The 11,802-nt window shown below is 34.0% G+C and carries 9 protein-coding genes, 4 tRNA genes and 2 pseudogenes; 13 read left to right on the plus strand and 2 right to left on the minus strand.

Annotated elements, in window-relative coordinates:
• Positions 1 to 23: 23 nt before the first annotated feature.
• The 13 genes and pseudogenes from CN514_RS10715 (at position 24) to CN514_RS25670 (ending at position 10,100) form a co-directional block, all read left to right on the plus strand.
• A tRNA-Gln gene (locus tag CN514_RS10715) sits at positions 24 to 98 on the plus strand.
• A gap of 28 nt (positions 99 to 126) precedes the next feature.
• Positions 127 to 199 (plus strand) — tRNA-Lys (locus CN514_RS10720).
• Between the two features lie 16 nt (positions 200 to 215).
• Positions 216 to 290, plus strand: a tRNA-Gly gene (locus CN514_RS10725).
• A gap of 20 nt (positions 291 to 310) precedes the next feature.
• A tRNA-Ala gene (locus tag CN514_RS10730) sits at positions 311 to 386 on the plus strand.
• Between the two features lie 240 nt (positions 387 to 626).
• Entirely contained in the window at positions 627 to 1,526 is a 900-nt protein-coding gene (rocF, locus tag CN514_RS10735; RefSeq protein WP_088014518.1) for an arginase, read from the plus strand.
• A 637-nt stretch (positions 1,527 to 2,163) separates the two neighbouring features.
• Entirely contained in the window at positions 2,164 to 2,982 is an 819-nt protein-coding gene (cdaA, locus tag CN514_RS10740; protein WP_098232570.1) for a diadenylate cyclase CdaA, read from the plus strand.
• Positions 2,975 to 4,264: a CdaR family protein gene (locus CN514_RS10745; protein WP_098232571.1), complete on the plus strand. Its 1,290-nt coding sequence runs from the start codon at positions 2,975 to 2,977 to the stop codon at positions 4,262 to 4,264. Before cdaA ends, CN514_RS10745 begins: the two co-directional genes overlap by 8 nt.
• 13 nt (positions 4,265 to 4,277) lie before the next feature.
• On the plus strand, positions 4,278 to 5,621 hold the full coding sequence (gene glmM, locus CN514_RS10750) for a phosphoglucosamine mutase (RefSeq protein ID WP_098232572.1): 1,344 nt from the start codon (positions 4,278 to 4,280) through the stop codon (positions 5,619 to 5,621).
• A 534-nt stretch (positions 5,622 to 6,155) separates the two neighbouring features.
• Complete coding sequence (glmS, locus tag CN514_RS10755; RefSeq protein ID WP_098232573.1) at positions 6,156 to 7,958, plus strand: glutamine--fructose-6-phosphate transaminase (isomerizing); 1,803 nt, start codon at positions 6,156 to 6,158, stop codon at positions 7,956 to 7,958.
• A gap of 707 nt (positions 7,959 to 8,665) precedes the next feature.
• Positions 8,666 to 8,986 (plus strand): annotated as a pseudogene (locus CN514_RS26475) (Ger(x)C family spore germination C-terminal domain-containing protein); the annotation flags it as partial.
• Between the two features lie 18 nt (positions 8,987 to 9,004).
• Positions 9,005 to 9,292: pseudogene (locus tag CN514_RS25665) on the plus strand (sensor histidine kinase); the annotation flags it as partial.
• 136 nt (positions 9,293 to 9,428) lie between these two features.
• Complete coding sequence (gene mgsA / locus CN514_RS10765) at positions 9,429 to 9,845, plus strand: methylglyoxal synthase (protein WP_097978524.1); 417 nt, start codon at positions 9,429 to 9,431, stop codon at positions 9,843 to 9,845.
• Positions 9,846 to 9,935: 90 nt separating this feature from the next.
• Entirely contained in the window at positions 9,936 to 10,100 is a 165-nt protein-coding gene (locus tag CN514_RS25670; RefSeq protein WP_176525867.1) for a hypothetical protein, read from the plus strand.
• Positions 10,101 to 10,155: 55 nt separating this feature from the next.
• Here CN514_RS25670 and CN514_RS10770 read toward each other — a convergent pair whose 3' ends face one another.
• Positions 10,156 to 11,238 carry a copper resistance D family protein gene (locus CN514_RS10770; RefSeq protein WP_098232575.1) on the minus strand — a complete coding sequence of 361 codons (1,083 nt, stop codon included), beginning with the start codon at positions 11,236 to 11,238 and terminating at the stop codon, positions 10,156 to 10,158.
• Positions 11,235 to 11,759, minus strand: coding sequence for a copper resistance CopC family protein (locus CN514_RS10775; protein ID WP_098232576.1), 525 nt, complete (start codon positions 11,757 to 11,759; stop codon positions 11,235 to 11,237). Before CN514_RS10775 ends, CN514_RS10770 begins: the two co-directional genes overlap by 4 nt.
• Positions 11,760 to 11,802: the final 43 nt, after the last annotated feature.

Genomic DNA, 11,802 nt, shown 5'->3' on the forward strand with positions numbered 1-11,802 from the left:
CGTCCCCCTCCACCATTTATTGTTGGGCTATAGCCAAGCGGTAAGGCAACGGATTTTGATTCCGTCATGCCCTGGTTCGAATCCAGGTAGCCCAGCCATTTTTTTATTTTTTCGTAATTTTATTACGAGCCATTAGCTCAGTAGGTAGAGCATCTGACTTTTAATCAGAGGGTCGAAGGTTCGAATCCTTCATGGCTCACTCTTTTTTTTTATGTGCGGAAGTAGTTCAGTGGTAGAATACAACCTTGCCAAGGTTGGGGTCGCGGGTTCGAGCCCCGTCTTCCGCTCCATTCGCATATACATAAATAGTGGGGCCTTAGCTCAGCTGGGAGAGCGCCTGCCTTGCACGCAGGAGGTCAGCGGTTCGATCCCGCTAGGCTCCACCAATATACATAAAGTTAAACCTTAGTCATTTGACTAAGGTTTTTTGTTGTATATAATCATATGATATAGTAATTCAAAAGCTAAAAATGCATATGTATACAAAAAAATGTCGAGTTGACCCATTTGTTTCAAAAGATTTAAACTATTAATATAATTAATAACTTTAACAGTCAAAAAATTATATTTTTTAAAAATTAAGTAAGCGTTTTCTTTTATGAATTCAATAGATGGGGGAAATAAAAATGTTAAAAGATATTTCAATTATTGGAGTACCACTAGATTTAGGACAAACTAGACGTGGAGTAGATATGGGGCCAAGTGCAATTAGATATGCACAATTACACGAACGTATTGAAAGAATGTCTTATCAAGTAGAAGACTTAGGCGATATTTTAGTAGAACGTACACCAGTTAAAGAAGATAATTCAGAACATAATTTAAAGAACTTAAAATCTGTAAAAGAAACATGTGAAAAGCTTGCTGCTGAAGTAGATGAAGTTATTAAAAGAAACAGAATGCCACTAGTACTTGGCGGTGATCATAGTATTGCAATCGGTACATTAGCAGGTGTATCAAAACATTATAATAATCTAGGATTAATTTGGTTTGATGCACATGGAGATTTAAATACTGCTGAAACATCTCCTTCTGGTAATATTCATGGTATGTCATTAGCTGTTTCTTTAGGTCATGGCCACGATTTATTAACGAAAATAGGTGGTTACTTCCCTAAAGTAAAACCAGAGAACGTGATCATTATTGGCGCACGTGATCTTGATGAAGGCGAAAGAGCAATTATTAAAGAATTAGGAATTAAAGTTTATACAATGCATGAAATTGATAAATTAGGAATGACAAAAGTAATGGAAGAAAGCATTGACCACTTAAAAGGGTGTGACGGTGTACACTTATCATTAGATCTTGATGGTCTAGATCCAATTCACGTTCCTGGAGTGGGCACACCAGTTCCTGGAGGAATCACTTATAGAGAAGGTCACTTAGCAATGGAAATGTTATCTGATGCTGATATCATTACTTCAATTGAATTCGTAGAAGTTAATCCAATTTTAGACGAAAGAAATAGAACAGCAATCGTAGCCGTTGCATTAATAGGCTCATTATTAGGTGAGAAGTTACTTTAATTATTAAATAAAATTCACTAAAGAGAGATTAAAGTTGCGTAGTCAATGTTCAAACAAATTTTGGCTTACAAATTGATTACTAAGCTTAGATATTAATTGACCCACAAACTGATTCATAAACAACTGTTAGATTACACTAAGTAAAGGGTATTTGATTTGGTTTTTAATGCAGACTTTTTTTATGAATAAGTTGATTGGAACAAAAAGGATGCTCGACTCCTATGGGATAAGCGGGAAGGCTAAGACCCCGCAGGCTCGCCGAGGAGGCGAAAGAATCTCGCCCCATGGAAAGCGAGCATCCTGAAGTGGAAATCAACATCAATCTACTCCCTTTACGAAAATTTTCTAATTAATTGACTAGGTTGGTTTTCAACTACATGAAGCTAGCATTCGCTAGCTTTTTTGTTTTTATCAAAAACTCTGCGGAACTGTCCTTCAAAATATAAATGGATTGTTGCTTATTCTCCTATTAATATAAAGAGCCATCATATATAATTCTGTAATTTTGTTTAATATAACTAAAATAGTCGTTAAAGTATTGTTAATATAATTAATAACTCACAAATTTTGTGTATTGCAAAAATATGGTATAATACTCAAGATACAGTTTTATTCTATAGAATTTGGAGGGTAAAAGATGCCTTCTTTACATATAAATTTTTTACAGTATTTACAGAATGGATTAGATATCCTAATAGTCTGGTTTGTTATATATAGATTAATTATCATTATTCAAGGGACGAAGGCAGTCCAACTCTTAAAAGGTGTTACAATCATAATTGTTGTAAAAGTATTAAGCAGCCTATTTGGCTTGCATACTTTACAATTTTTAATGGATCAAGCATTAACATGGGGATTCTTGGCGGTTATTATTATCTTTCAACCAGAATTAAGGAGAGCACTAGAACAGCTTGGACGGGGCCGTTTCTTCTCTAGAACGGCAGGTAGTGGGATTAATGACCGAAATGATATTGTTGAGAACATTGCAAAAGCCACTGAATACATGGCTAAACGAAGAATAGGCGCACTTATATCATTTGAGAGACAAACAGGTATGGGTGACTATATAGAGTCCGGTATTCGTATGAATGCTAATTTATCATCAGAATTATTGATTAATATCTTTATACCAAATACACCACTACATGACGGAGCGGTAATTATACAAGGTGAAAAGATTACAGCAGCAGCCTGTTATTTACCTTTGTCTGAAAGTGCATTTATTTCAAAGGAATTAGGAACGAGACATCGAGCTGCAGTTGGTATCAGTGAAGTTACTGACAGTATTACAATTGTCGTTTCCGAGGAAACAGGTGCTGTTTCAGTAGCAAGGAATGGAAATCTATATAGAGAATTATCAAAAGACGAGCTTATAAATTTATTAAATACTGAACTAAAATCACCAGAAGAGTCCACTACATCTAAATGGAATTGGAAGGTGAAACGTAATGGATAATTTTATGGATAATCGTTGGATATTAAGAGGAATTGCTTTATTAGTAACATTATTACTTTTCATGTCTGTCAATCTAGTTCCACAATCAAGTACATCGGGATTAGGAGACATACCGTTTGTTAATAATAAAGAATTAGTGCGAGATGTACCAGTAACACCTATTTACGATCAGCGCAATCTAATTGTAACTGGAATTCCAAAGAATGTTTCTGTGCAATTAGATGGACCTAATAGTATTGTAAAAACTGCTGAAATGAAGAAGGATTTTGAAGTATATTTGGATCTAACTTCTTATGCTTTGGGTACATATGAAGTTCCTTTAAAAATTAGAAATATTTCAGATAAAATAAAGGCAACTATTAAACCAAGAACAGTTAGAGTAACAATTAATGAAAAAATTGAAAAAGCAGTTTCAGTTAAAGTTGTTTATCTAAATGAAAAAAAGATTAAACATGGCTACAAGGCAGAGAATGCAATTGTTAAACCAGGTTTAGTGACAATAGTAGGATCAAGAGATGAAGTGTCACAAGTGGCATATGCAAGTGTTGGTGTGGATGTTACTGATGCGAATCAGACATTTAGCCAGGTGTTACCAGTTAGATTATACAATAAAAAAGGTGTTCAACTGCCGTTCACTACAAGTCCAAGAAAAGTTGAAGTAACTGTTCCTATTGTTTCTGAAAGTGCTAGCTTCCCGATTAAGTTAGTGCAAACAGGAACACTTAAGGATGGTTTAAAACTAAGTAGTCTTGCTAGTAAAGTTGATGCAGTAAGAATTTATGCGTCTAAAGATTGGTTGGACAAGTTTAACGGTCCTATAGAAGTGCCAGTTGACATATCTTCATTTAATCAAAGTGGTACATATGAAGTTAATGTACCTACTCCAAATGGAGCATTTAGAGTTGACTCTAGCACGATTAATGTAGACGTTAATTTTGATCAAGAAACGGAAAAGAAATTTAGTAATATCCCTATTAATTTAGTGGGTGAAAATAATCAATTTGAATATAAGTTTACTAAGCCTCCGTTAGGAAAAGTAGTAGTTACTGCCAAGGGATTTAAGGAAGACTTGGATGCGATTAATCCAAGCGATTTAAATATTACAGCAAAAGTTAGTGGACTAGATCCAGGAACTAGAGACGTAGCGCTTACTATTACCGGCCCAAAAGGAGTTATATATAGTTTAGAGTTTGATACAATAACGATTGAAATTACTGATAAAAAATCTGCTCAAACTGATGAAAATGAGAATTCAGGCGATGTAGGACAGTCATCGAATTAGAAGGAGAGTTAAAATGGGTAAATATTTTGGTACTGATGGTGTACGAGGAGTTGCTAATAAAGAGTTAACTCCTGAATTAGCATATAAAATTGGACGCTGTGGCGGTTATGTATTAACTAAAAACAATGTCAAACCTAAAATAATTGTTGGGCGTGACACACGTGTATCAGGACATATGCTTGAAGGAGCACTAGTTGCAGGTTTATTATCAATTGGTGCTGAAGTTATGAGATTAGGTGTTATTTCTACTCCAGGTGTTGCCTATTTAACAAAAGCACTAGGTGCACAAGCGGGTGTTATGATTTCAGCTTCGCACAATCCTGTTGCAGATAATGGGATTAAGTTTTTTGGTCCAGACGGTTTTAAATTGTTGGATGAGCAAGAAGATGAAATTGAAGAGTTGATGGATGCAGAAGTTGATCGTCTACCAAGACCAACTGGAAATGATTTATGTCAAGTTAGTGATTATTTTGAAGGTGGTCAAAAATACCTACAATTCCTTAAAAACACAATTGATGAAGATTTCTCTGGCCTATTAGTTGCTCTAGATTGTGCACACGGTGCCACTTCTTCATTAGCGCCATATTTATTCGCAGATTTAGAAGCAGATATTGTTACAATGGGAACGAATCCTAATGGATTTAATATAAACGATGGTGTAGGTTCTACACATCCTGAAGCTTTAGCAGCTCTTGTAAAGGAAAAAGGTGCTGACATCGGTTTATCATTCGATGGTGATGGAGATCGTCTAATTGCAATCGATGAAAATGGTGAAATCGTTGATGGTGACCAAATAATGTATATTTGTGCAAAATATTTAAATGAAAAAGGTCGTCTAAAACAAAACACAATTGTATCAACTGTTATGAGTAACTTAGGCTTCTACAAAGCAGTAGAAACGAATGGGATGAAAAGTGCAGTTACAGGTGTTGGAGATCGCTATGTAATGGAAGAGATGAGAAAGAATGGCTTTAATCTTGGCGGTGAGCAATCTGGCCACATCATCTTTTTAGATCATATTACGACTGGTGATGGTATGTTAAGCGCGATTCAGCTCGTAAGTATTGTTAAAGAAACAGGTAAAACTTTATCACAATTAGCTGGAGAAATGAAAAAGTATCCACAATTATTAATTAATGTGCGTGTTACAGATAAAAATGAAGCACTTAATAACGAACGTATTAAAAAAATCATTTCAGAAGTAGAAGAAGAAATGAACGGCAATGGTCGTATTTTAGTTCGTCCTTCTGGTACTGAGCCACTTATTCGTGTAATGGCTGAGGCTCCTTCTGAGGCAGAATGTAAACAATATGTTGAACGTATTGTTGCTGTTGTAAAAGAAGAAGTTGGAGAATAATATAAATTAAAAAAATATGCATTGATGAGCACTTTTGTGTAAGTCTATGCATATTTTTGTTATATACAGCTATTCTATAACTTATTTCAACATATTTTTGTTGACCATTTTAAATATAGTATAGTATAGTTGTTTTATTGTTTTCCTAACAGGGAAGGAGTATAGAAATAATAAAGTATTACAAAAGCGCCAGAACTACACTAGACGTGAATGTGTAGTTGACGAGGTGGAGTTTTATCGAAGTTTCGGCGGATGACTCCCGGTTGCTGTATCACAACCGAAATTATTTATGTAAAACACATGGGTGACTGTGTGCACAAACGTAAATAATCTGATACACCGTTTAAAACAAAAAAATGAACTCGCTAATGAGCGGAATATGAAAGGTAGGTGGATATTGCTTGTAAGTCCTCTACCATTATTAAACATGACGAGGGAATAGAATATTATATAGTTAAACGGTTAGGAAAACAGCGTTCCATTCCTATACATTTTGTATGTCTTGTTTTAGGACTTACTAAGCAATAGTTAATTATGTGTGGAATCGTTGGATATATTGGAAATGATAATGCGAAAGAAATTTTATTAAAAGGTTTAGAGAAATTAGAGTATCGTGGTTACGATTCTGCTGGGATTTCTCTTTTAACTGAAAAAGGTGTAGAAGTTTATAAAGAAAAAGGTAGAATTGCAGTTTTACGTAAATCAATCCCTACAAAAACGGACGGAAACGTTGGAATTGGTCATACAAGATGGGCAACACATGGTGCTCCAAGTAAACGCAATGCGCATCCTCACCAAAGCTCTACTGAGCGTTTTACACTTGTTCATAATGGCGTTATCGAGAACGATGTACAATTAAAAAACGATTATTTAAATGATATTGAATTTACAAGTGATACAGATACTGAAGTAATTGTTCAGTTAGTTGAACTACACATTAAAAAAGGTTTATCTGTGCTTGATGCTTTTAGAGAAACACTTAAGCTTCTTAAAGGTTCTTATGCAATTGCATTATTAGATAAACAAAACGATGACGTGATTTATGTAGCGAAAAACAAAAGTCCATTACTAGTAGGTGTTGGGGAAGAGTTTAATGTTATTGCATCTGATGCGATGGCAATGTTACAAATTACTGATCAATTTATTGAATTAATGGATAAAGAGGTTATTTTAGTTACTAAAGATCATGTTCAATTAATGGACCTTAACGGAAATGTTAAAGAACGTTCTCCATATACTGCAGAAATTGATGCTAGCGATATCGAAAAAGGAACTTACCCTCATTTCATGTTAAAAGAAACAGATGAGCAACCTTTAGTAATCCGTAATATTATCCAAAAGTACCAAGATGAAAACGGCGAGCTTGTAATCGACTCAGAAATTAAAGCGGCTTTAGCAGAAGCTGACAGATTATATATTGTTGCTTGTGGAACTAGTTATCATGCTGGTCTTGTTGGAAAACAATTTATTGAAAAAATGGCGGGAGTACCTGTAGAAGTACATGTTGCAAGTGAATTCTCTTACAATATGCCACTGCTTTCAGAAAAACCATTATTCATTTATATTTCACAAAGCGGTGAAACTGCTGATAGTAGAGCATGTCTAGTACAAACAAATAAATTAGGTCATAAAGCAATTACACTTACAAACGTTCCAGGATCAACATTATCACGTGAGGCTGATTTCACTCTTCCTTTACACGCAGGTCCTGAAATCGCTGTTGCATCAACGAAAGCTTACACTGCACAATTAGCAGTACTTGCAATTGTTGCAAATGCTCTTGCAAAAGAAAAAGGAAAAACAGTTAACTTTAACCTAGTTAAAGAACTTGGAATTGTAGCAAATGCAATGGAATCAATTACAAACCAAAAAGAAGAGTTTGAAAAAATTGCTACAGAATATTTAGCTACAACTCGTAATGCATTCTTCATCGGTCGTAACGTAGATTACTTCGTTTGCTTAGAAGGCGCATTAAAACTAAAAGAAATTTCTTACATCCAAGCAGAAGGATTTGCTGGTGGAGAGTTAAAACACGGTACAATTGCTCTAATCGAAGAAGGGACACCAATCTTCGCATTAGCAACACAAGAATCAGTAAACTTAAACATTCGTGGAAATGTAAAAGAAGTTGTTGCTCGTGGTGCTAACCCTTGTATCATTTCTATGGAAGGATTAAATATGGAAGGCGATCGCTTCATTTTACCAAAAGTACAAGAAGAACTATCTCCAATCCTTTCAGTCGTACCATTACAATTAATTTCTTACTATGCTGCTTTACATCGTGGTTGTGATGTTGATAAACCACGTAATCTTGCAAAATCAGTTACTGTTGAATAATCAAATTAGTAATCTTAAAGTTTATTAAAAAACAGATTTGAAAATAAAAACTGAGCAGGGAGTGTAAAATGATGACCAAATTTAACGATGAAAATATCATCCCTACAAAAGACGATTTTCACGTTAGTGAAGTTGATGAGCGTGTTGTAATAAGAAAACCAATTAAATAACTTTCAATATAAAATACAGGGGACTAGTGGTGACAGCCATTAGTCCTTTTTTATTTTGAACATGATAATACATACAAGCTAAACTTCTGAAGTTTTATAAAAACAAACATTTAACAAAACTAAGAATAAACTAAGATCAATCAATCCATCTTAATAATATGGGAATATTCGGATTTGAATTCTAAGCAGGAGTGAAAAATGATGATAAAAATGTACGATGAAAACTTCATTCCAACAAAAGATGACTTTCATGTTAGTGAAGTTGATGAACGTGTTGTAATAAGAAAACCAAATCAGGTTGATCCTGATCTTTAATAGAAGAGAGGCTAAGTTGAAATCTAAATTTTCAGCAGCCTCTTTTTTGTTGCTAAACCGAATGCATTTGAAGTACTTAACTTTAAACCTATACAAGAACAAGTATCGGGCGGTGTTTTGAATTCATATTTTGATTTTAGTAGAACTGAATCGCCATACATAGATCCAGTTTGTCTTTTCGACGCAGATAGGAGAGAAACAGAAGACGGAATAAATATCGTCATGCCTATAATTGAATCAAATAAAAAAGATTTATTAGTGGATCGAATAGCATTATTTGATAAGAGTAAAATGATTATGGAGCTCAGTCCAAGTGAATCAGAAACCTATCGACTTATGACGACTGGAATTTACGATGAAAGCTTAAAGGTCAAAAACAAGAAAGTTATGCTTGTAATGAATTTAGAAAAAGGGAAGGCAAATTACAAATTAAAACATCAAAATAAAAATATAGTTGCCAATTATACGATTAAGGTGAGAGCGGTTATAGAAGAAAAGATCGATGGCTTGGATTCGATCAAAGAAAGTGACATATCAGAACTAAATAAGCAATTGGACCTAGGAGGAGCGGTCCAGCTAGTTCTTTCGAATAAAGAAAATGAACTATGTATCCAAGTAACAGATACAGGTATTGGGATTAAACCGGAAGACCATGCCCGAATATTTGACCGTTTTTATCGATCCGATAAATCAAGATCTAGACAAATTGGTAGCCATGGTTTAGGCTTGGCGATTGCAAAATGGATCGTGGAAATTCATAATGGAACTATTCAAGTAAATAGTGAAGTTGGAAAAGGAAGTACGTTTACTATTCAAATCCCAACTTCTAATAATAGTAAAAAGGCATAAGCAAGAGTAGAATAACCATTACAAAGAAGTAAAAAATATAAAAGGTTAAATTTGAATGGAGTCGTTTCCAATTGTTATTTACGAACAATTGCTGGAATTGAAAATCCATTTTTCCTAAAAGAGAGGAATGTTGACGTTGAAAATTGCTTTCATTGCACACGATCAAAAGAAAAAAGAATTAGTAAATTTTGCGATGGCATATGAATCTATTTTATCTAAACATGAATTATATTCAACAGGAACAACGGGAACAAAAATAATGGAAAATACAAATTTAAAAATACACCGATTTAATTCTGGACCGCTTGGGGGAGATCAGGAAATCGGTGCCTTAATAGCTAAGAATTTGATGGATATTGTTATCTTCTTTCGCGATCCACTTACAGCGCAACCGCATGAACCAGATATTTTGGCTTTAATTCGTTTATGTGATGTTTACTCAATCCCTTTAGCAACAAACATGGGTACAGCAGAAATTTTAATTCATGGTCTAGAGCGAGGGGACTTAAAGTGGAGAAACATCGTACATGATAAACAAATTCGAGAAAGATAAGCAAAAAATCCTAAAAAAGATGTAGTAATCGAATAATTACCTTTGATGAAGGAAAAAGTAATTCTAGTTTAGTTGAAAAGGAGGTTTATGATGGATAATCAAGAATTTGGACATACACATGATACAGGTGAAACAGTAAAGATTACGGGCTACTATACTGATAAAGACGGGGAGCATATCGAATTACAAGCGGGACAAAAATTCCCTAATTGCCCTTCATCAGGAAAGCCAACTAAATGGAGACATGGACGTTAAAACTAGATACTAAAGTAAAAAAGATTGTACTTAAATACATAGTACAATCTTTTTTTTATTGTACTGATACGCTATACATTAGTCCAAGATACATTGTAAACAAAAAGCAAAGACTAAATGCAATTGGTAGCATGATTTTTGTCTTTTTCATAAAGCTAATGACTAATAACACTAGGAAGATGATCGACATACTTATTAACATCATTCCTTCTATCGTAAAAGTAAAAGCTATTCTAATAGGTAAAGTAATATCAATCCCCATAATCCATTCAATCCATTTAGAAGGACCCTCATTTTGTAAAGTTAGACTTATATTATGCGGTGGAGATTTAGTACCCATAATAGCTGTAAAAAAGAACACAATTATGATGGTAAAATACTCTGCTTTTAACCAACTACGAATATTACTCGTAGGGACTTCAGCGGACTTTCTCATTAGTACACCATTGAAAAAAGCAAAAAACAATACTGGAATGATGCTGATGTGCTTCAAGACTAACATCTGTCCATAAGGAAGTAACCAAGCATTCGTATAGTCTTTCAATTTAACGACTTCTAGCATTAAGACTACACCACTAATAAAAATAATAACAACACACATGATGGCTAAAGGTGTAAACCATTTCAAGAATCTACCATAGTTATTAATGTCCTTAGCTAGCCAAGTGACATTAAATAGAATTCCACTCCAAATAGAAACCATTAGAAGATGACTACTTTGAAAGATAAAACCCGTCCAAAAGTTCATAGAGGTTATATGCCCTGCAAAACCGATACTTAAAATCATCATGAATAACCAAAAGAAATTAAAAAACTTTTTGCCATCGCTATAAATATTAATGACAAGCATAATGGCAAACATACTCGAGTAAATCCATGCATTACCTACAGCAGTTTTTATGAAAACAGAATAAATGGCTGTTTTAAGATGAACATCATCTAGGAAAAAAGTAATAACTCGAATAGCAGGAAATAGTGAAAAGAATAATATGCCGATAATAACCAAATAAACAGTACCTTTCGAAATGCTGATTGTTGGTTTTTTATCTGACGGTACAAAATCTAATAAAAACTTTCCTGCTAATATCGAATAAAGGATATATGTTATGAACTCCGTGATTGGAACGATATAACTCATTTTCTATTCCAAAGAACAACTCCACCAACCATTAACGCGATTCCAAATAGCCCGATTGCAATTAATGGAATAAGATATTTAGATTTTTCTTTTTTAGGAGTAGCTTCTTTTTGTTTTTCTTTAGTTGGGGTTTGATCCTTAACTGCTTTGTCAGTCGTTTTAGTTTCAGCTTGCTTTAATTGTACTTTAAAAGGAATTTGACCTGTTACTGGATGACCATCTTCACTTACTACTTTCCACTCAATCTTATAATCACCATTTTCTATACCATTTGGTAGATCAGCGATTAATTTATTACTTTTAATAGAAACATTTGTAACAGCAGTAGCAGTTCCAGCTTTATATAATTTGATAGTACCTAATTGCTCAAGAGCCTCTTCAAATTCAAGCGTAATTTGTTTCATTGGTTCAGTGATGACTTGCCCATTTGATGGATTAGAAGAAACAAGCTTAGTATGCGCACTCGCCATAGTTGGGAATAAAAATAGCAGTAAAATAATGATTGATAAACCTTTTTTCATATAAATCTCCTTCTTATGTAAAAATTTATGCTTAATTTAATAT

This window comes from Bacillus sp. AFS001701, assembly GCF_002559405.1.
Taxonomy (GTDB): domain Bacteria; phylum Bacillota; class Bacilli; order Bacillales; family Bacillaceae_G; genus Gottfriedia.

Bases quoted from the DNA above. Each gene is read 5' to 3' on its own strand.
- rocF (WP_088014518.1), top strand. From the start codon at position 627: ATGTTAAAAGATATTTCAATTATTGGAGTACCACTAGATTTAGGACAA.
- cdaA (WP_098232570.1), top strand. From the start codon at position 2,164: ATGCCTTCTTTACATATAAATTTTTTACAGTATTTACAGAATGGATTA.
- CN514_RS10745 (WP_098232571.1), top strand. From the start codon at position 2,975: ATGGATAATTTTATGGATAATCGTTGGATATTAAGAGGAATTGCTTTA.
- glmM (WP_098232572.1), top strand. From the start codon at position 4,278: ATGGGTAAATATTTTGGTACTGATGGTGTACGAGGAGTTGCTAATAAA.
- glmS (WP_098232573.1), top strand. From the start codon at position 6,156: ATGTGTGGAATCGTTGGATATATTGGAAATGATAATGCGAAAGAAATT.
- CN514_RS25670 (WP_176525867.1), top strand. From the start codon at position 9,936: ATGGATAATCAAGAATTTGGACATACACATGATACAGGTGAAACAGTA.
- CN514_RS10770 (WP_098232575.1), bottom strand. From the start codon at position 11,238: ATGAGTTATATCGTTCCAATCACGGAGTTCATAACATATATCCTTTAT.
- CN514_RS10775 (WP_098232576.1), bottom strand. From the start codon at position 11,759: ATGAAAAAAGGTTTATCAATCATTATTTTACTGCTATTTTTATTCCCA.